The sequence below is a fragment of the Streptomyces scabichelini genome (assembly GCF_011045015.1).
GTDB classification, from domain to species: domain Bacteria; phylum Actinomycetota; class Actinomycetes; order Streptomycetales; family Streptomycetaceae; genus Streptomyces; species Streptomyces scabichelini.
Genome location: NZ_JAAKZY010000024.1, coordinates 1 through 17,205, shown reverse-complemented (window position 1 = coordinate 17,205; position 17,205 = coordinate 1). Strand labels below are relative to the sequence as shown.

The 17,205-nt window shown below is 67.9% G+C and carries 16 protein-coding genes and 2 pseudogenes; 13 read left to right on the top strand and 5 right to left on the bottom strand.

Features of this window, described 5'->3' with window-relative positions; translation table 11 throughout:
* Positions 1–8: 8 nt before the first annotated feature.
* The 5 genes and pseudogenes from G5C60_RS10275 (at position 9) to G5C60_RS10255 (ending at position 3,584) form a co-directional block, all read left to right on the top strand.
* Positions 9–941 (top strand): NAD-dependent epimerase/dehydratase family protein, encoded by a 933-nt coding sequence (locus G5C60_RS10275; RefSeq protein WP_165257171.1) that lies wholly within the window; start codon positions 9–11, stop codon positions 939–941.
* A gap of 56 nt (positions 942–997) precedes the next feature.
* The gene (locus G5C60_RS10270; protein WP_165257169.1) at positions 998–1,540 is read left to right on the top strand and encodes an NADPH-dependent F420 reductase; all 543 of its coding nucleotides are present in this window, start codon (positions 998–1,000) and stop codon (positions 1,538–1,540) included.
* Between the two features lie 267 nt (positions 1,541–1,807).
* Positions 1,808–2,371, top strand: coding sequence for an SRPBCC family protein (locus G5C60_RS10265; RefSeq protein WP_165257166.1), 564 nt, complete (start codon positions 1,808–1,810; stop codon positions 2,369–2,371).
* Positions 2,364–2,867 (top strand): SRPBCC domain-containing protein, encoded by a 504-nt coding sequence (locus tag G5C60_RS10260; RefSeq protein ID WP_165257164.1) that lies wholly within the window; start codon positions 2,364–2,366, stop codon positions 2,865–2,867. Before G5C60_RS10265 ends, G5C60_RS10260 begins: the two co-directional genes overlap by 8 nt.
* A 292-nt stretch (positions 2,868–3,159) precedes the next feature.
* Positions 3,160–3,584, top strand: a pseudogene (locus G5C60_RS10255) (IS110 family transposase).
* On the opposite strand, the gene G5C60_RS10250 reads toward G5C60_RS10255, so the two are convergent.
* The gene (locus G5C60_RS10250; RefSeq protein ID WP_165257311.1) at positions 3,577–4,815 is read right to left on the bottom strand and encodes an ROK family transcriptional regulator; all 1,239 of its coding nucleotides are present in this window, start codon (positions 4,813–4,815) and stop codon (positions 3,577–3,579) included. The pseudogene G5C60_RS10255 and the gene G5C60_RS10250 sit on opposite strands and share 8 nt — an antisense overlap.
* A gap of 354 nt (positions 4,816–5,169) precedes the next feature.
* On the opposite strand from G5C60_RS10250, the gene G5C60_RS10245 reads away from it, so the two are divergent.
* From G5C60_RS10245 to G5C60_RS51760, 5 genes are read left to right on the top strand one after another with little or no spacing between them, the layout of a single operon-like run.
* Complete coding sequence (locus G5C60_RS10245) at positions 5,170–6,546, top strand: extracellular solute-binding protein (protein ID WP_165257161.1); 1,377 nt, start codon at positions 5,170–5,172, stop codon at positions 6,544–6,546.
* A gap of 5 nt (positions 6,547–6,551) precedes the next feature.
* Positions 6,552–7,469, top strand: coding sequence for a carbohydrate ABC transporter permease (locus G5C60_RS10240; RefSeq protein ID WP_165257309.1), 918 nt, complete (start codon positions 6,552–6,554; stop codon positions 7,467–7,469).
* A complete protein-coding gene (locus tag G5C60_RS10235) occupies positions 7,469–8,365 on the top strand; it encodes a carbohydrate ABC transporter permease (RefSeq protein ID WP_165257150.1) in 897 nt (298 codons plus the stop codon). The genes G5C60_RS10240 and G5C60_RS10235 overlap by 1 nt, the downstream gene beginning before the upstream one ends.
* 36 nt (positions 8,366–8,401) lie before the next feature.
* A complete protein-coding gene (locus tag G5C60_RS10230; protein WP_165257147.1) occupies positions 8,402–11,491 on the top strand; it encodes an alpha-mannosidase in 3,090 nt (1,029 codons plus the stop codon).
* Positions 11,492–11,520: 29 nt separating this feature from the next.
* Positions 11,521–11,871 (top strand): hypothetical protein, encoded by a 351-nt coding sequence (locus tag G5C60_RS51760; protein ID WP_241266655.1) that lies wholly within the window; start codon positions 11,521–11,523, stop codon positions 11,869–11,871.
* Positions 11,872–11,948: 77 nt separating this feature from the next.
* On the opposite strand, the gene G5C60_RS10220 is transcribed toward G5C60_RS51760, so the two are convergent.
* The 3 genes from G5C60_RS10220 to G5C60_RS10210 all read right to left on the bottom strand — a co-directional run bounded on the left by G5C60_RS10220 (position 11,949) and on the right by G5C60_RS10210 (position 15,025).
* Entirely contained in the window at positions 11,949–12,908 is a 960-nt protein-coding gene (locus tag G5C60_RS10220) for an alpha/beta hydrolase family protein (RefSeq protein WP_165257145.1), read from the bottom strand.
* 637 nt (positions 12,909–13,545) lie between these two features.
* Positions 13,546–14,151: a TetR/AcrR family transcriptional regulator gene (locus G5C60_RS10215; protein ID WP_338145768.1), complete on the bottom strand. Its 606-nt coding sequence runs from the start codon at positions 14,149–14,151 to the stop codon at positions 13,546–13,548.
* A 241-nt stretch (positions 14,152–14,392) separates the two neighbouring features.
* Positions 14,393–15,025: a CGNR zinc finger domain-containing protein gene (locus G5C60_RS10210; RefSeq protein ID WP_206439319.1), complete on the bottom strand. Its 633-nt coding sequence runs from the start codon at positions 15,023–15,025 to the stop codon at positions 14,393–14,395.
* On the opposite strand from G5C60_RS10210, the gene G5C60_RS10205 reads away from it, so the two are divergent.
* From G5C60_RS10205 to G5C60_RS10195, 3 genes are all read left to right on the top strand, one after another.
* Positions 15,024–15,716, top strand: coding sequence for a haloacid dehalogenase type II (locus tag G5C60_RS10205; RefSeq protein WP_165257141.1), 693 nt, complete (start codon positions 15,024–15,026; stop codon positions 15,714–15,716). The two genes, G5C60_RS10210 and G5C60_RS10205, sit on opposite strands and share 2 nt — an antisense overlap.
* Positions 15,717–15,875: 159 nt before the next feature.
* Positions 15,876–16,115, top strand: coding sequence for a hypothetical protein (locus tag G5C60_RS10200; protein ID WP_165257138.1), 240 nt, complete (start codon positions 15,876–15,878; stop codon positions 16,113–16,115).
* On the top strand, positions 16,115–16,492 hold the full coding sequence (locus G5C60_RS10195; RefSeq protein ID WP_165257137.1) for a toxin Doc: 378 nt from the start codon (positions 16,115–16,117) through the stop codon (positions 16,490–16,492). The genes G5C60_RS10200 and G5C60_RS10195 overlap by 1 nt, the downstream gene beginning before the upstream one ends.
* A gap of 62 nt (positions 16,493–16,554) precedes the next feature.
* Here G5C60_RS10195 and G5C60_RS10190 read toward each other — a convergent pair.
* A pseudogene (locus tag G5C60_RS10190) lies at positions 16,555–17,205 on the bottom strand (long-chain fatty acid--CoA ligase); the annotation flags it as partial.

The following is a 17,205-nucleotide window of genomic DNA, read 5'->3' as shown; positions in this document are numbered from 1 at the left end:
AGAGGTTCATGGCACAGGCGTTCGTCACGGGCGGTTCGGGGTTCATCGGCCAGGTGCTGGTACGCCGGCTCCTCAGCGAGGGGCACTCGGTCCGTGTTCTGGTCCGAAGTGAGGCATCGGCTGCAAAGGTCTCGGCGCTGGGCGCCAAGCCTGTGCGGGGCGAGTTGACCGACCCGACCACGTGGCGCAATGAGGTGACGGGCAGTGATGTGGTGTTCCACCTCGCTGCCGAGACGGACATCACCGCTGACCGTGAGCGTCATGAGCTTGTGTCGGTTCGCGGCAGCCAGGCAGCCGTCGACGCGGCCCGCTACGCGCAGGTTCCTCGGTTCGTCCACTGCGGGAGCGAAGCCGCGCTCCTCGCCGGCGATCCGCTCGTGGACGTCGACGAGACCGCGCCGCTGCGGCCCGACTCGGAAGCCGCTTACAGCGCGGTGAAGGCCGTGGCCGAGAAGATTGTGCTCGATGCGAATGCCCCGGACTTCGCCACGGTGTCGATTCGTCCGAGGTTCGTCTGGGGTCCCGACAGCTTGCTCGTCGAAGGCTTGGCAGCGGCGGCGAAGGTGGGGCAGTTCGCCTGGATCGGCGGAGGCCGGCACACCACTGATGTCACGTTCGTCGAGAACGCCGTCGAGGGACTCATGCTCGGATGGCGGCGCGGCCGACCAGGTCAGGCCTACTTCATCACCGACCGGCACCGCGTCATCCTGCGCGAGTTCCTGGAGACCCAGTTCGAGATCTATGGCGTCGAAATCCCGGTCTCCGACCTGGACGCCGAGACCGCTGCCCGCGAGGTCCCCGTTCCCGCTCGATGGTTCCTCGGGCAGCAGTGCACCCTGCGGACGGACAAGGCCGCAGCCGAGCTCGGATACGAGCCCGTTGTCTCGCACGCTTCCGGTCTGGACGCCGTCAGAAACTCGGTGGCCGTCAGCCGCGGATAAAGCGTCATCCACGTTCAACCGGCATACGTCAATTCCAGACTGAGGGAAGGCAGAAAATGAAGATCGTCACGATCGGAAGAGGAATGATCGGCGGAGGACTGGCCACCCTATGGCGAGACGCAGGCCACGAGGTCGAAGAGATCGGCCGTGACGGCGGGGATGCCTCGGACGCGGATGCCGTCCTGGTTGCAGTGCCCGGCGCAAAGATCTCGGACGCCCTGAGCAAGGTGACGGGACTCGAGGGGAAGATCGCGATCGACGCGACCAACATCATGCCTGCACGTCATGGCAACTTTCCGTCATACGCCGAGGAAGTGCAGTCCTTCACCCACGCCCCGGTGGCCAAAAGCTTCAACATGAACTTCGGGGCTGTGTACGGCGAAGTGCGCAAGCAGCGAGTGCGGCCGAGCAACTGGTACGTCGCAGACGAGGGCGCCCTCGACGTCACCGAGCAGCTCATCCGCGACGCCGGCTACGACCCGGTGCGCGTCGGGGACCTCTCACGAGCCCGCGACTTCGAAAACGCGGTCTGGCTGCTCATGAGCATCCAGCCGGTCGGCGGCGTATTTTATCGGTTTGCCGCTCCCGGCGAACTCTGAACGAACCGGTTGGGCATTGCATTCTGCCCGCAGGGCAGGCGTGCACCGTCGGAATTCGCGCACGCCATGTGGCTGTTCAGCCCGATGAATCCCCGGCGAGGCATATCCATCGTGGTGAATACAGTTGTGGGCATTCCGACTTCGGCTGGCAATGCATCGCTGCCTGGCCTGCTCCCTGAATTCGAGAAGTGTTGGTAGTGCTTCTTTTGTGCGTTCCCTCGATCGGGCATCCTCGCCAGGGAACGGTTCCAATGTCTGGAGAACTACGTGTTTGAAGCAATAAATTGGCCGGAGGCCATGGTCCCCAGTCGTTCCCCGATCCACTTCACCAACGAGCTCGAGGTCGAAGCCTCTCCTGAAACGATCTGGTCCCTGCTCGTGGATCCCCAAGCCTGGGCCACCTTCTACCCAGGCGTCGAACATGTCCAGCTGCTTGACGGCCATGACTCGCTGCGCCTCGGAACTCGATTCGAAACCAACCTGGCCGGCCAGGACGTCTTCGCATCCGTACAGGAATTCCAGCCTGTGACGCGTATCGCCTGGGGCGGTTACCCCAAGGCGTCGGAAGCATCCAGGGCTTACCACGCCTGGATCATCACACCCACGCCGAAGGGGAGCCACCTCTGGACCGAAGAGACGATGCAGGGTCCGCTCTGGATCGAATTGGCGAAGCAGGATCCTGAAGTTTTTTGGCGCACACACGAAAACCTTCTTGCGGCGCTCGCCAAGGTAGCGACCGAGCGTGAAAACCGAGAGACATCGCGGGCGGCAGTCGGTGCATTGAAGCGTTCTCTCCAAAATGTTCAGAAGGGAAAAGTATCCGATGTATGACAAGGTGAATTGGCCCGAACGGTATGACCCGAGAACGTCGGCTCTCTACGCTCTCAACGATATCGACGTGAAGGCGCCGCCTGAAGTGGTATGGAAGCTGCTCGTCGATGCCGAGAACTGGTCGAGCTACTTTCCTCCAGAAGATCGCGTCAAGATCCTGAGCGGTGAGCCGGAACTGGTACTCGGAACCAAGTACAGCCGGGTAACGGTTGGATTCCCAATGACTCTCAACGTGACGGAGTGTGAATCCTTCACGAGGCTCTCGTGGGAGACGACAGTCGACGGAGACGAGACCGGTTCGAGCGCGTACCACGGCTGGGTAATTACGCCCACGGACAATGGTTGTCACGTGCTGACCGAGGAAACGCAGCAGGGCCCCTTCTTTCTCGAGGAGCTCGGTCATAAGCATCCCGGTGCGCTCTATCACTATCACCAGGAATGGGTCGAACGCCTCGCCCGTGCCGCAGAGGCGGAAGTGGCGAAGCTTGTGCCCTGACCCGCACACATACATGGGCGTGGGGGAGACCCCTTAAACCCTTACGCCGCTGGCTCACCCATCGCCTGCTGGACGCCCACCTGGACACGGTCACCGAGATCACCGGTGAGGGCCCACTACCCCCCACCCCTGGAGCGAGTTCGACCGCGGCGGACCCTTCGCGGTCCTGGAGGCACCCGATCTCTTGGTCCGCGATGTCAGGGAGTTCTTCCGATCCCTGCGCTGACCGGCCAGGGCCGAAGCGGAGCGCGCCGCTTCGGCCCTGGCCGCCGCATCCGGATGCCAAGGTCCATTGATCTACTGCGGGATCGGCTGGGCCGAGAAGCACCACGACGTCGCCCTCGTCGACGACACCGGCCAGCTGCTGACCAAGCGCCAAATCAGTGACGATGCGGCCGGCTACCGATTCTTGCTGGACTTCCTGGCGGAGCGTGGCGACACCGAAGGCATCCCGATCCCAGTCGCCATCGAAACGGGCCGCGGCCTGCTGGTTGCCGTACTGCGGCAGGGTAAGCGGCAGGTCTTCGCCGTCAACCGATGGCAGCCTCGCGCTACCGCGACCGTCACAGCGGCAGCCGGACGAAGTCCGACCCCGGCGACGCCCTCGTCCTGGCGAACATCCTCCGCACCGACATGCACGCCCACCGGCCCCTGCCCGACGACTGCGACCTCTGGGGGCACGGGCGCGCCCTCATCCCAGGCCGACGGATCAGTTGAGGGCGTCGGTGAGCATGCGCCAGCCGGGCGCGTAGTTGCCGTGCAGGACGAGTGACGCGGCGCCCACCGCGCCGACCGTGTCGCCGATGACGCTCTGCTCGATCGCTATGGGACGGATGACGCGGGCCACGGACGTGGCGTTGACGGCCTTGTCGATTTCCTCCCGCATGAGGGGTTCGACACCGCGCAGCGCCTCGCCGCCGAGGACGACCCGGCTTACGTCGAGCAGGCTGACAGCTCCTCGGGCGGCCTGGCCGATGCGGCGGGCGGCGCGGCGTACGACATCGAGGGCGTCCGGGTCACCGGTGCGGGCGGCCCGGCGCAGGGACTTCCAGTCGCCGTGCAGGGAGTCCGGGGTGCAGGCCAGGCCGATCCGGTCGGCGGCGGCCCGCCCGTGGCGGTGCAGCAGGTCGTCGATGATCGCGGACGGGCTGCAGTAGGGCCCGAGACAGCCCGTGCCGCCGCAGTGGCAGACGCGGTCGCCCGGTTCGACGGCCATGTGGCCGAACTCGCCGGCGTTTCCCGAATCCCCGTGCAGGACGGTGTTGTTGAGCACGATGCCGGCGCCGATACCGGTGCCCAGATAGACGAACAGGAAGCTGCCCGCCCTGGCCTTGCCACCGATCCAGCGCTCCCCGATGGCGGCGGCGGTCGCGTCGTTGTCCAGCGCGACGGGCATACCGGTGGCCGCGACGAACATCTCCACCAGGGGCACGCGGTCCCAGCCGGGTAGGTTCGGCGGGGAGACGACGGTGCCCGTGGGCCCGTCGATCGGTCCCGGCGCCGCGATGCCCAGGCCCAGCAGCCGGGTGGCGTCCACCTCCGACCGGGCGACCAGCCGCACCGCTGCGCGGGCGACACGGTCCACGACGTCGGCGGGGTCGCTCGGGGTGGCGAGCCGGAGCCGACGGCTGCCGATCACCTCTCCCGCCAGGTTGACCAGGACGATCACGGCCGTGTCAGGGTCGAGGTGGACGCCGAGCGCGTACGCGCCGTCGGGCCTGGGGGACAGCAGGGTGCGACGCTTGCCGCCGTTGGACGGGGCGTGGCCGGACTCCGTGACCAGGCCGATGTCGAGCAGCTTGCGGACGACGTTCGAGACGGTCTGGTTGGTCAGGCCGGTGAGGGCGGCCAGTTCGACCCTGCTCACCGGCCCCCTGGTCCGGATGGCGTCCAGCACGACGGCCTGGTTGTACCCGCCGACCCGCGGCAGGTTCGTCCCACCGGGCATCGTCACCTGTCGGTCACCTGTCGCACCTCATGTCCTCGTGGTCTTCGTGTCTTCTCTTGTGCCCGTACGGCCCCGTGCATCCCCCTGGATCGGGGGCTCGCCGCGGCCTTGTCACCGTGAGCCCGGCACCTGCGGCCGGTCCCAGGGTATGCGTCGGACGTCGTTTCGTGACCGAATTTTACACTCCGGAAGCGTTGACTTAATCCATCAATTGGATTTAGCTGTCGCCCACCAAACAGGCCCAAGTGGCCAGGGCGCGGGGCCGCGTCCAGTGAAGAAGCCCTGCGCAACGCGCTTGCAGCCCGCACCGCAATCGCGGCTTCCCTTCAGGTTTCGCGTTCCGGAGGAACCACTGTGCGTTCGAAACTCATCGCCGCCGCGGCCTTCACTGCCGCCACCGCCCTGGTCGCCACAGGCTGCGGTTCGGGCTCTTCAGGCAGCTCCGCCAAGTCGATCAAGGTCGTCTACTGGCAGAACCTGGACAGCACGAACAAGCTCCAGGCGAACTTCCTCGCCTCGATGGTGAAGCAGTTCACCAAGGCCAACCCGGGCACCAAGGTGACCCTCGTCCCGGTCACCGCCTCCGAGAACGACTACTACACCAAGCTCCAGCTCATGATGCGATCCCCCTCGACCGCCCCCGACCTCGTCTACGAGGACACCGCCCTCATCAACTCCGACATCGCGGGCGGCTACCTCAAGCCGCTGGACGACTACACCGCGAAGTGGGCCGACTGGTCGAAGTACGCGGCCGCGGCCAAGGGCGCGGTGACCGGCGCAGCCGACGGCAAGACGTACGCCGTGCCGGACAACACCGACACCCGCGGAATCTGGTACAACAAGCAGCTCTTCGAGAAGGCCGGGATCGCCGTCCCCTGGCAGCCGAAGAGCTGGGACGAGGTGCTCGGCGCCGCCAGGACGATCAAGGCGAAGCTGCCCGGTGTCATCCCGATGAACCTCTACACCGGCACGGCGGGTGGCGAGGCCTCTTCCATGCAGGGCTTCGAGATGCTGCTCTACGGCACCCCGGCGGGCGACAAGTCCCTCTACGACGCCGCCCAGAAGAAGTGGGTCGTGGGCAGCAAGGGCTTCCAGGACTCCCTGGAGTTCGTGCACACCGTGTACAGCGAGAAGCTCGGCCCGCCGGTGGACCAGGCCCTCGGCGCCAACTTCGGCACCACCGTCGGCACCGAGCTGATCCCCCAGGGCAAGCTCGCGATGGACATCGACGGCTCCTGGATGCCCAACAACTGGGGCAGCGCCGCCAGCAAGCCGTGGCCCGAGTGGCAGTCGGTGATCGGCACCGCCGCGATGCCCACCCAGAACGGCCAGGCCCCTGGGAAGACATCGATGTCAGGTGGCTGGGCCTGGTCGATCCCGGCCAAGGCAGGCAACCCCGACCTGGCGTGGAAGTTCCTGACGTCCCTCCAGACGAAGTCCAACGCGGCGAAGTGGAACGCGATCAATGCCAACATCGCGGTCCGCACGGACGTCGCCACAGACCCGACGTACCTGAAGTCGGTCCCGAGCAACGAGTTCTTCACCGAACTCGTGGCCTCGACCCACTACCGGCCCGGTCTGCCCACCTACAACCAGGTGTCGACCGCGATCCAGAAGGCCATGGAGTCGGTGACCACCGGCCAGGCGTCGGTCGCCGAGGCCGCGAAGACCTTCGACGACGACGTGAAGGCCGCCGTGGGCGACGACAAGACCGTCAAGGGCGACTCGTGAGCACGATGACCACCGTCCCCCGCAGGGCCGGCGACCCACGCCGGCCCTCCGGGGCGCCCGCCCCCGTGCGCTCCCTGCTGCGCGGACTGCCCACGCTGCCGGCGGTGATCCTGCTGGCCGTTTTTCTGGCCGGCCCGATCGCGTACTGCGTGTACTACGCGTTCACCGACATGCAGCTGACGGGTGCGTCCGGCACGAGTTTCGTGGGCCTGGACAACTTCACCCGGGCTTTCGGGGACGCCGACTTCCTCAACGCGGTCTGGCTGACTCTGGTGTTCGTGATCGGCTCCGCCGTGATCGGCCAGAACACACTGGGGCTGGCCCTGGCCGTCCTGATGGAGAAGGCCACCAAGCCGGTCCGGTCGGTCGTCAACGGGGTCGTCATCGCCGCCTGGGTGCTGCCCGAAGTGGTCGCCGGCTACCTGATGTACGCCTTCTTCTACAACCAGGGCTCGCTCAACTCGATCCTCGACGCTCTGCACCTGCCGCAGCAGAACTGGCTGTACACGATGCCGATCCTGGCGGTCTGCCTGGCCAATGTCTGGCGGGGCACCGCCTTCTCGATGATGGTCTTCTCCGCCGCCCTCAACGACGTACCGCAGGAACTTGTGGAGGCGGCCGAGATGGACGGCGCGGGCCCCTGGCAGCGGCTGTGGCGGGTCGTCCTGCCCGTCATCAGGCGGTCGATCATGACCAACCTGATGCTGATCACGCTGCAGACCCTCTCTGTCTTCGGCCTGATCTACACCATGACCCGCGGCGGTCCCGGCAACAAGAGCGAGACCCTGCCCATCTTCATGTACCAGCAGGCGTTCCAGAACAGCCTCATCGGTTACGGCACCGCCATCGCCCTGGTGCTGCTGGTCGTCGGTGCCCTGTTCTCCGCCGTGTACATCCGCCTGCTCAAGCTGGAGGACGACTGATGGCCGTCGCCTCGTCCCCGCGCCTCGCGCCCGCCCGGCCCCGTACGGACGCCGTACCGCACGCGCCCCGCAGACGCCGCGCCCGGCTCGGCCGCGTCGCCGTCAACGCCGTCCTGCTGGCGGTGTCGCTGATGTACGTACTGCCGCTGCTGTGGATGCTCCTCGCCTCGGTCAGTGACACCAACAGCTTCCGGCTGACGCTGCCCTCGTCCCTGACGCTCGACAACTTCGACGCGATCCTCAACGTCGACACCACCTACCGGCCGATGCTCAACAGCCTGATCCTGTGCGGCTTCGCGACCCTGGTGACGGTGGTGGTGTCGATCCTGGCCGCGTATCCGCTCTCCCGGTACCGCTCGCGGCTGCGCCGTCCGTTCCTGTACACGATCCTGTTCTCCACGGGTCTGCCCATCACCGCCGTGATGATCCCCGTGTACAGCATGTTCGTGCAGGTGAACCTCATCGACTCGACCCCCGGCACGACACTGTTCTTGGCCGCGTCCGCGCTGCCGTTCGGGATCTGGCTGATGAAGAGCTTCATGGACGGTGTGCCGATCGTGCTGGAGGAGGCCGCCCGGATCGACGGCGCGAACACCATGCAGGTGCTGTGGCGGGTCATCCTGCCGCTGATGAAGCCCGGTGTCGTCGTGGTCACCATCTTCACCTTCATCGGCATGTGGGGGAACTTCTTCGTCCCCTTCATCCTGCTGCTGTCCCCGGAGAAACTCCCCGCATCGGTCAGCGTGTTCACCTTCCTCAGCGCCCACGACCAGACCCAGTACGGGCAGCTGTCGGCGTTCTCGCTCATCTACTCCCTTCCCGTCGTGATGCTCTACCTGCTGCTGTCCCGCAAGCTCGGCGGCGGTTTCGCACTCGGCGGCGCCCTCAAGGGCTGATCCCCCACACCCCCATGCCACAACGGAGAGACACTCATGCACAACGACCGCGAAGTGACCGAGCAGCGGCTGGACCGGGTGCTGAACGAACGCATACGGCCGGCCGTCCACGCCCGGGCGGTCCCCCTCCGGGCAGAGATCTGGGACGTACGCGGCGAACCCGTGCCGGTCCGCGACGGCCTCACCGCCCCCTACCGTCCGGCCCGGATCGGCGACCACTGGGGCCCGGCCTGGTCGACCAGCTGGTTCAAGGTCAGCGGCACCATCCCGGCCGAGTGGGCCGGGAAGCCCGTGGAGGCCGTACTGGACCTGGGCTTCTCCACCCACTCCGCCGGGTTCTCCGCCGAGGGCCTGGTCTACCGCGCCGACGGCACCGCGGTGAAGGCGCTCAACCCCCGCAACACCTGGCTGCCCGTGACCGAGTCGGCCACCGGCGGCGAGGAGTTCGTGGCGTTCATCGAGGCCGCGGCCAACCCGGTCGTCATGCACACCGGCCCCGGCTCCCTCTCCTTCGGCCCGACCGCGGTCGGCGGGCGGGCGCCCTGGCTCGGCGACCCGGCCGCCGACCCGGGCGCGCCCCTGTACCGGCTGCGCCGCCTCGACCTCGCCGTCTTCGACCGGACGGTCCACGAACTCGTCCAGGACCTGGAGGTGCTCGGCCAGCTCATGCACGAGCTGTCCTCCGACTCCCCGCGCCGCTGGCAGATCCTGCGGGCGGTCGAACGCGCCCTGGACGCCGTCGACCTCCAGGACGTCGGCGGCAGCGCCGCCGCGGCCCGCGCGGCCCTCGCCCCGGCCCTCGCGGCGCCCGCGAGCGCCAGCGCGCACCGCGTCTCCGCGGTCGGGCACGCGCACATCGACACGGCATGGCTGTGGCCGCTGCGCGAGACCGTGCGCAAGGTCGCCCGCACCGTCTCCAACGTCACCCAGCTCATGGACGACCACCCCGAGTTCAAGTTCGTCATGTCCCAGGCGCAGCAGCTCGCCTGGCTCAAGGAACACCGTCCGGAGGTCTACGCCCGGGCGCAGGAGAAGGTGAAGACCGGCCAGTTCCTGCCCACGGGCAGCCTTTGGGTGGAGCCCGACACGAACATCAGCGGCGGCGAGGCGCTGGCCCGACAGTTCGTCCACGGCAAGCGCTTCTACCTGGACGAGTTCGGCGTCGAGACGGAGGAGATGTGGCTGCCGGACACCTTCGGCTACAACGCCGCCCTGCCGCAGCTGATGAAGCTGGCCGGGGTCCGCTGGTTCCTCACCCAGAAGATGTCCTGGAACACCACCAACAAGTTCCCCCACCACACCTTCTGGTGGGAGGGCATCGACGGCACCCGGATCTTCAGCCACTTCCCGCCCGTCGACAGCTACAACGGCGAGCTGTCCGGCGCCGAGGTCGCGCACAGCGTGCGGAACTTCCAGGACAAGGCCGCCGCCAACAGCTCCCTGATCCCCTTCGGTTACGGCGACGGCGGCGGTGGCCCCACCCGCGAGATGCTGGCGCGCGCCGCACGTCTGAGGGACCTGGAGGGCTCGGCCCGGATCGACATCGAGAAGCCGGCCGACTTCTTCACCCGCGCGCACGCGGAGTTCGCGGAGAACGGCGGAGCCCCCGTGTGGTCCGGCGAGCTGTACCTGGAGTTCCACCGCGGCACCCTGACCAGCCAGCTCGCCACCAAGCAGGGCAACCGGCGCAGCGAACACCTGCTGCGCGAGGCCGAGTTGTGGGCGGCCACCGCCGCCGTGCGCCACGGGCACCCGTATCCGTACGAAGCACTGGACCGGCTGTGGAAGACGGTCCTGCTGCACCAGTTCCACGACATCCTGCCGGGCACGTCGATCGCCTGGGTGCACCGGGAGGCCGAGGAGACCTACGCGGCCGTCGCCCGGGAGCTTCGGCAGATCATCGAGGATGCCCAGCGCGTGCTGGCCGGGCGGCCGGGCGAGGGCACCCTCGTCTTCAACGCGGCCCCGCACGACCGTGACGGCGTACCGGCACTGGGCGCCGCACCACGCACGGCCACCGCTCACGCCCCCGTGCCGCCGGTCACGGCCGACCACGACTTCGTCCTGGACAACGGCCTGGTCCGGGTGACCGTCGACTCCCGGGACGGCCTGATCACCTCCGCCCGCGACCTCACCGCCGACCGCGAGGCGCTGCCCCCGGCCGCTCGGGCCAACCTGCTCCAGCTGCACCAGGACTTCCCCAACCAGTGGGACGCCTGGGACATCGACGCCTTCTACCGCAACACCGTCCGAGACCTCGTCGAAGCCGAGTCGGTCACGGCGACCGAGGCGGGCGTGCGCGTGGTGCGTGCCTTCGGCGCCTCCCGAATCGAACAGACCCTGACCCTGCCCGCCGGCTCCCGACGGCTCGTCATCGACACCGTCGTCGACTGGCACGAACGGGAGAAGCTCCTCAAGGCGGCCTTCCCCCTTGACGTACGCGCCGCGCACTCCACCGCCGAGATCCCGTTCGGGCACGTCGAGCGGCCCACCCACACCAACACCAGCTGGGACGCGGCCAAGTACGAGATCTGCGCCCACCGCTTCCTGCACGTCGGCGAACGCGACTGGGGGGCCGCCCTGGTCAACGACTCCACCTACGGCCACGACGTCACCCGCGACGTCCGCCCCGACGGCGGCACCACCACCACGGTCCGCCTCTCCCTGCTGCGCGCCTCCCGCTTCCCCGACCCGGACGCCGACCAGGGCACCCACCGGCTGAGCTACGCCCTGGTGATCGGCGTCGACACCGCCGACGCCGTCCGTGAGGGCTACCACCTCAACCTGCCCGAACGCGTCCTGCCGGGCAGCACGCCCGTCGCCCCCCTGGTCTCGGTCGACCACGAGGGCGTGGTCGTGGAGGCCGTCAAGCTCGCCGACGACCACAGCGGCGACATCGTCGTACGCCTCTACGAGGCCCACGGCGTCCGCGCCCGCGCCACTCTCACCCTCGGTTTCCCGCTCGCATCCGCCACGACCACCGACCTCCTGGAACGCTCCCTCGACGACCCGGCGAGCCACCAGGTCACCGACGGCACCGTCAGGCTGACACTGCGCCCCTTCCAGATCCTCACCCTCCGCCTCCGCCCGGAGGCGCCCCACGGCGACGAGGCGGGTGACGCCTGACGCTCGCCCCTTACGCCGGCCGGCCGCGCATGCGCGCGAAGCTCGTCGTGACGTACACGTACGGTTCGGCCACCACGATCGTCACGGACAAGGACTGGCTCAGCGCGGACGAGCTGGGGGAGTGGCGCGCGGCCGGCTACAGGACGGGCCGCGAGTGGCGTCCGGCCACGGTGCTGATCTCTCCGGGCAGTTGTGCCGGTCCCTGCCCTTACGGGCCGCGTATTACGCGAAGTTGGCGCGGCGCTGAAATCTGGGTTCCCACCGAGGGCAAGCCCGTCACCGCGCCCCGGGGTGTCGCGTACGTCCGAGACGGCACCTTCGGCGGCGCGGCCTGCAACGTCTACCGGGCACGGGCGGGTTCGTACCGATTCAACGCCTGACGACCTGACCGTGTGAACTACCGCAGCGTGCCGCGGCTCGCCTCGATGTCCTGCGGGACCAGCGGCTGGACTTCGTCCTACTTGGATTCGACTCGTCCGACCGGGTCGGGACCGGCCGTCAGCGCGTCACGCGCCTTCTGCCAAGCGGAATCCCCGGGGTAGAGCTCGGTGCGGAGGTAGGCCCAGGTGAGCCGCTGGACCGCGGACACTCGCTCGGGGTTCTCGTCCGTGGTCTCGGCGACGTCATATCCGGAGACCCCGCCGAGCCCGTGCTCCGCGTCGAACAGGGTGAGCAGGGACTTGGGGCCCGGGGAGAGCACGTACGGATCGGCGTGCCAATCCGGGCCGCGAACCGTCAAGTGGGCGGAGGCGTCCTTGTCGCCCGCGACCACCAGCGCGGGCGTCGTCATTTTGGAGAAGTCCGTGGTCAGGAAGAAAGAAAGATTCTTGGCCACGGACTCGGTGAGGGCGTCGCCGCCTCTGCCGGGCGCGGCAAGCAGTACACCGGCCTTGATCCGGGGCTCGGCCAGGTTCACTTCCGTTCCGTCGTCCGGATCGGTGAGCCGGGCGCCCAGCAGCAGGCTCGCGGTGTGGCCACCCATCGAGTGTCCGGCCACGGCGACCTTGCTTCGGTCCAGGCGGCCGAGGAGCTGCGGGACGGCGGCCTCGATCGCGTCGAGCTGGTCGAGGATCCGCGTCATGTCTTCGGCCCGTGATCGCCAGTACAGAGGCGCCCCGGGGGTATCGGGGGCCAGGCTCAGCGTCCTCGAGCTCAGATGGGTGGGCTGGATCACGACGAAGCCGTGCGCCGCCCAGAAGTTGGCGAGGGGGGCGTAGCCGTTCAGCGAGGAGAGGTGGTTCGAGTAGCCCTGACCGTGCGAGAGGAGGATGACCGGCAGGTCGCTCCCGGTCACGGGCGCGGAGACCCGCACGTGCAGGTCCACGGCTCGGCCGGGAGCCGGCAGCACTACCGGACCGACCGAGAGGACGGGAGTGGACGAGCTGAAGGTGTCGGCCGGGTAAGTCGATTCACTCATGGTGCGTATGTCCCTTCATGGCCTCTGCTCAATGCCCTGTGCTCAATGGCCGCTGCCGCCGGTCTCATATGGCTGCCGGCGGGGGGAGGTGGTCACGAACGTCAGGCTTCGGCTACGCCGAAAACGGAGCATCGTTCCGCTTAATATACGGAACCATGTTCCGTTTCGTCAACGGCCGTCGGTGCGAAGGCGGGCCTCGGGGTCAGGATGGGGACGATCGACCGCCGCTTCCCGACTCGCGCGCATCTCGTCGAGCAGGCCGGGGGGCTCGGAGTGTCTCGGAGTCCGGCCGCAACAGCCGCTCCGCCCGGGCCGGTTCGCCCCCGGTACCACCGGACCGGCATGGCCCGGCTCCTGGCGTTCTCGGCAAGGCCACCAGGACCGTCTGTGGCCGGAGGCCGGGAGAGGGAACGCGAATGATCGAGGCACACCAACTGACGAAGAGGTACGGAGAGAAGACGGCCGTCGACCGGCTTGACGGCTACGGCGACCCGGAACACGTGACTGCAACCGGCGACCAGGCCGGCTGAGTAACCACGTCCGATCAACGCATCAGCGAGTTGCCCGTGGAAGCCGGCGGCATGCTCACGGCACTCACGAACCGCCGCATGCCGCAGCCCTCATGCGGCTGTCGATCTCAGGTGCGACTCCCCGAACCGGTAGCGAGCAGCCCGTTGGTCACGAGCGTCGCCAGCAATTCCGCCGTGGCGCTGAGCTGTTCCGGCGAGGCGGCATCGGACCGCCCCAGGAGCCGCGCCAGAGGCACCTCCACCATTCCCGAGACGGGAGGGACGACGGCGAAGAACAGCACGTCCATCGGGATGGGCGCCATGCGCCCGGAGGCCACGAGGCGATCGATGCTGGGCGCCATGGTCTGCAGGATCGGAGCGATGTAGTTCTCGTACAGGTAGTCCAACCGCTCGGTGTCCAGGGTGAATTCGTTGACGAAGATCCGTCCGACCAGCGGCGTGTCCGCCGCGGTCCGGTAGAAGCCGGTGATGATCTGCCGCAGCCGCTCGGCGTCGTCGAGCGAGGGATCCACCTGCGGCTGTCGCGCCAACTGCGCTCCCAGCGCGTGGTCCACCACAGCACGCCAGAAGGCCATCTTGGACCCGTACCGGTCGTTGATGAAGTTGTGGCTCACGCCCAGGCGGCGGGCCAGTTCGCGCGCGGAGGCATGGTCGTAGCCCAGCTCGGCGAAGGCTTCGAGCCCGCGCAGCAGGATGCTCTCCTCCTCGGGCACCGCGGGAGTGCCCGCTCCGGGCCGCCCCGGCCGTCGAACGGATTCGGCTCGTACTCCCACCACTGCCTCCATTGCTGCGTCGCGTTCTGCCCCTGAGTGCCCTCCCCGCGGTGGCGTGGACTGCCCCACGACCGACTGGGCCACCCACGGAACAGCTTACTTGACAGTCGTCAGATTGACCCAAACTGATCTGACGGCTGTCGGAGTAGCGCTCTCGCCAGGTGGTTCCCTCGGGCCCGCGTCACTCGGCTGTGGTCGAAGCTCGTCTGCGAGCGCGATAGGCCGCGGCCTTGACGCGGTTGCCGCACTCGTCCATCCCGCACCAGGTGCGCCGGGCGCCGCGCGAGCGGTCGAGATAGATGCGGGTGCAGTCGGTGCGACCGCACTCCTTGAGGCAGGCGTGGGGATCGGCGAGTACGGCGATACCGCTTCTGGCTACTTGCGAGAGCGCTGCAAGCAGGTCTCCCGACATATGCAGCCCTGCGTCGCTGAGCTTGATCGTGGGTACTGGCCCGGCGGCCGTCTCGTTGACGATGTCGAGGCTGCCCGGATCGAAGGATCGATCGAGGACGCGATCGAGAGCAAGCCGGTAGGTCGCCTCTCGCAGTGACAGCGCGGACTCGAAGGTTGCGAAGTCGGCGGTAACACGGTCGGGGAGCTCGTCGCATTCGGCCACCCACCGCTCGAGGTCTGCGGGCGCGGCCAGGAGGTCGACGGGCTCGTCTCGACGAGACACCACGGTGCCGGCCAGATCGAGGGCTGGGTTACCGCTCACGAACGCGAAATCCACGTCACCATCTTGACCGGTGACGAGGCCGATGACAAGCTCGTCACCTGTTGAGCCGGTGACACCAGTGCGAACGGGAGCACGCATGGCCGAGATCTGCGATATCGAGGTCGTCGTCTTCGACGTCCTCGGAACACTGGTCGACGAACCCGGCGGTCTCCGAGCGGAGATTCGCGACGCGGTGCCCGCGCCCGACGATGGGGCTGTCGACGAACTGCTCACCCTGTGGCAGCAGCATGTCGAACTCGAGCAACAGCGCATCGGACAAGGGCACCGCGCGTACGTCAACACCGAGATCATCGACGGCGAGGCTGCTCGACGGGTGGCCGACCATGCCGGACTTGCCGATCCGGCGACCATCGCCCGGCTGGCGACCGCGGGTCAGCGCCTGCCTCCCTGGGGCGACTCCGTCGCCGGTGTCGAGCGGCTCGCGCAGCAGTTCCCCGTGCTCGGGCTCTCCAACGCCGGCCGCGCCGCCCTGCTGCGACTGAACGCACATGCCGGGCTGCGCTGGCACCAAGCCTTGTCCAGCGAAGCAGTACTGGCCTACAAGCCGGCGCCGGAGGTCTACCAGCTCGCCATCGACACCGCCGGATGTCCACCCGAACGCGTGCTCATGGTGGCCGCCCATGCCTGGGATCTCCGCGGAGCTCGGGCGAGGGGCATGCGGACCGCCTACGTCCGGCGACCGATCGGGGATCCGCCGACGAGCTCCGATGTCTTCGACGGACGGTTCAACGGGTTGGACGAACTGGTCACCGCGCTGACGGCGAGGTAGCCAGGCCGACGTACGTGCCCTCGACGGCGCCTGAGGGCGTCTTGGATAGATGCCCCAACAAGCCCGTCACGGTCGTCCTCGGCACGCGGAGGGCGGTTGCCCTGTCGGCGAAAGGCTCTATGGGTCGCCCGGCAGGCACCAACTAGGTACCATCGGGGTATGCCATCCCTGAACGTGTCCTTCACCGACGAGGAACTCGAAGGCGTGCGGGCTGCGGCCGCAGCCGAGGGCAAGAGCCTCAAGCAGTACTTGCACGACCTCGGCGTCCGCGAGATGCACCGCCGGCAGTTCGTCACGGGAGCCAGTGCCTGGGCCGACCGGTTGCGCGACGAGTTCGATGACGCCTTCCCCGATGAGGTACCGCCCTCTGAGCGCCATGACGGGGCCGCGGCCGCCTGATGCATCTGTACATCGACGTCTCCTGGCTGCTCGACGTTCAGGAGGCCGCCCTCGCCCACGAGGACATGACGGTTTCCGACTACTCCGCACTGGTGGCGGCTGTCGCCCGCCACAAGACCAAACTGCCCACCCTCGCCGCAGCCGACCCGGACGTCGCCTGGCGCGCGGCCGCGCTCATGCACACCATCGTGCGCCTGGAACCACTCCCGCACCGCAACAGCCTGTACGCCGCGTTCATCGCCGCCCAGTACATGGACCAGTCCGGAGAAGGCATCGATCCGCCCTACGGCGCCCTGTCCGACCTCGTACGAAAGATCCGCGACACCCGTCTCGGCGTCCACGCCGTAGCCGACCAGCTCCGCTCCTGGAAGCTCTGAGCCGCAGGGCCTCCTGGGGTCAGCCCACGCTCAGCCTTGCCGGCTCCGTAGTGGCGTAAAGGTTACGAGCTGCTGTTTTCACGCCCGTACAGCGCCTCGATCGCGTCCGCGTACGCCCGTGTCACCGCATGACGCTTGACCTTCTGGGACGGGGTGAGCAGGCGGTTCTCCTCGGTGAATTCACCCTCCACCAGCACGAACTCACGGATCGACTCGGCCCGGGAGACCGCTTGGTTCGCGTAGTCCACGGCCTTCTGGACGTCGGCGCGCATGCCGGGGTCGCGTACGAGCTCCGACATCGGCGTGTCCGCGGGCATCGCTCGGACGTGGAGCCAATGGTCGACGTCCTCGCGGTCGAGAGTGATCAGGGCGGCGACGTAGGGACGTTTGTCGCCGACGACGATGCACTGGCCCACTGGGGGACGGCTGCGGAGGCGGTCCTCCAGGACGGCGGGAGAGACGTTTTTGCCGCCGGAGGTGATGAGGATGTCCTTCTTGCGGCCGGTGATGGTGAGGTAGCCGTCCTCGTCGAGGGCGCCGAGGTCGCCGGTCGCGAACCAGTCGTCCGTCAGGACGGCATCGGTGGCGGCCGGGTCGTTCCAGTACGCGTTGAAGACGATGCCCCCCTTGATGAGGACCTCGTCGTCGTCCGCGATGCGGACCGCCGTGCCGGGGACCGGGAGGCCGACCGTGCCGGGGCGGGGGTTGAGGGG

Excerpts from the sequence above, each read along its gene's own strand:
- G5C60_RS10230 (WP_165257147.1), top strand. The coding sequence starts at position 8,402 with ATGCACAACGACCGCGAAGTGACCGAGCAGCGGCTGGACCGGGTGCTG.
- G5C60_RS10275 (WP_165257171.1), top strand. The coding sequence starts at position 9 with ATGGCACAGGCGTTCGTCACGGGCGGTTCGGGGTTCATCGGCCAGGTG.
- G5C60_RS10205 (WP_165257141.1), top strand. The coding sequence starts at position 15,024 with ATGGCCGAGATCTGCGATATCGAGGTCGTCGTCTTCGACGTCCTCGGA.
- G5C60_RS10240 (WP_165257309.1), top strand. The coding sequence starts at position 6,552 with ATGACCACCGTCCCCCGCAGGGCCGGCGACCCACGCCGGCCCTCCGGG.
- G5C60_RS10270 (WP_165257169.1), top strand. The coding sequence starts at position 998 with ATGAAGATCGTCACGATCGGAAGAGGAATGATCGGCGGAGGACTGGCC.
- G5C60_RS10210 (WP_206439319.1), bottom strand. The coding sequence starts at position 15,025 with ATGCGTGCTCCCGTTCGCACTGGTGTCACCGGCTCAACAGGTGACGAG.
- G5C60_RS10220 (WP_165257145.1), bottom strand. The coding sequence starts at position 12,908 with ATGAGTGAATCGACTTACCCGGCCGACACCTTCAGCTCGTCCACTCCC.
- G5C60_RS10250 (WP_165257311.1), bottom strand. The coding sequence starts at position 4,815 with ATGCCCGGTGGGACGAACCTGCCGCGGGTCGGCGGGTACAACCAGGCC.
- G5C60_RS10200 (WP_165257138.1), top strand. The coding sequence starts at position 15,876 with ATGCCATCCCTGAACGTGTCCTTCACCGACGAGGAACTCGAAGGCGTG.
- G5C60_RS10195 (WP_165257137.1), top strand. The coding sequence starts at position 16,115 with ATGCATCTGTACATCGACGTCTCCTGGCTGCTCGACGTTCAGGAGGCC.
- G5C60_RS51760 (WP_241266655.1), top strand. The coding sequence starts at position 11,521 with ATGCGCGCGAAGCTCGTCGTGACGTACACGTACGGTTCGGCCACCACG.
- G5C60_RS10235 (WP_165257150.1), top strand. The coding sequence starts at position 7,469 with ATGGCCGTCGCCTCGTCCCCGCGCCTCGCGCCCGCCCGGCCCCGTACG.
- G5C60_RS10260 (WP_165257164.1), top strand. The coding sequence starts at position 2,364 with ATGTATGACAAGGTGAATTGGCCCGAACGGTATGACCCGAGAACGTCG.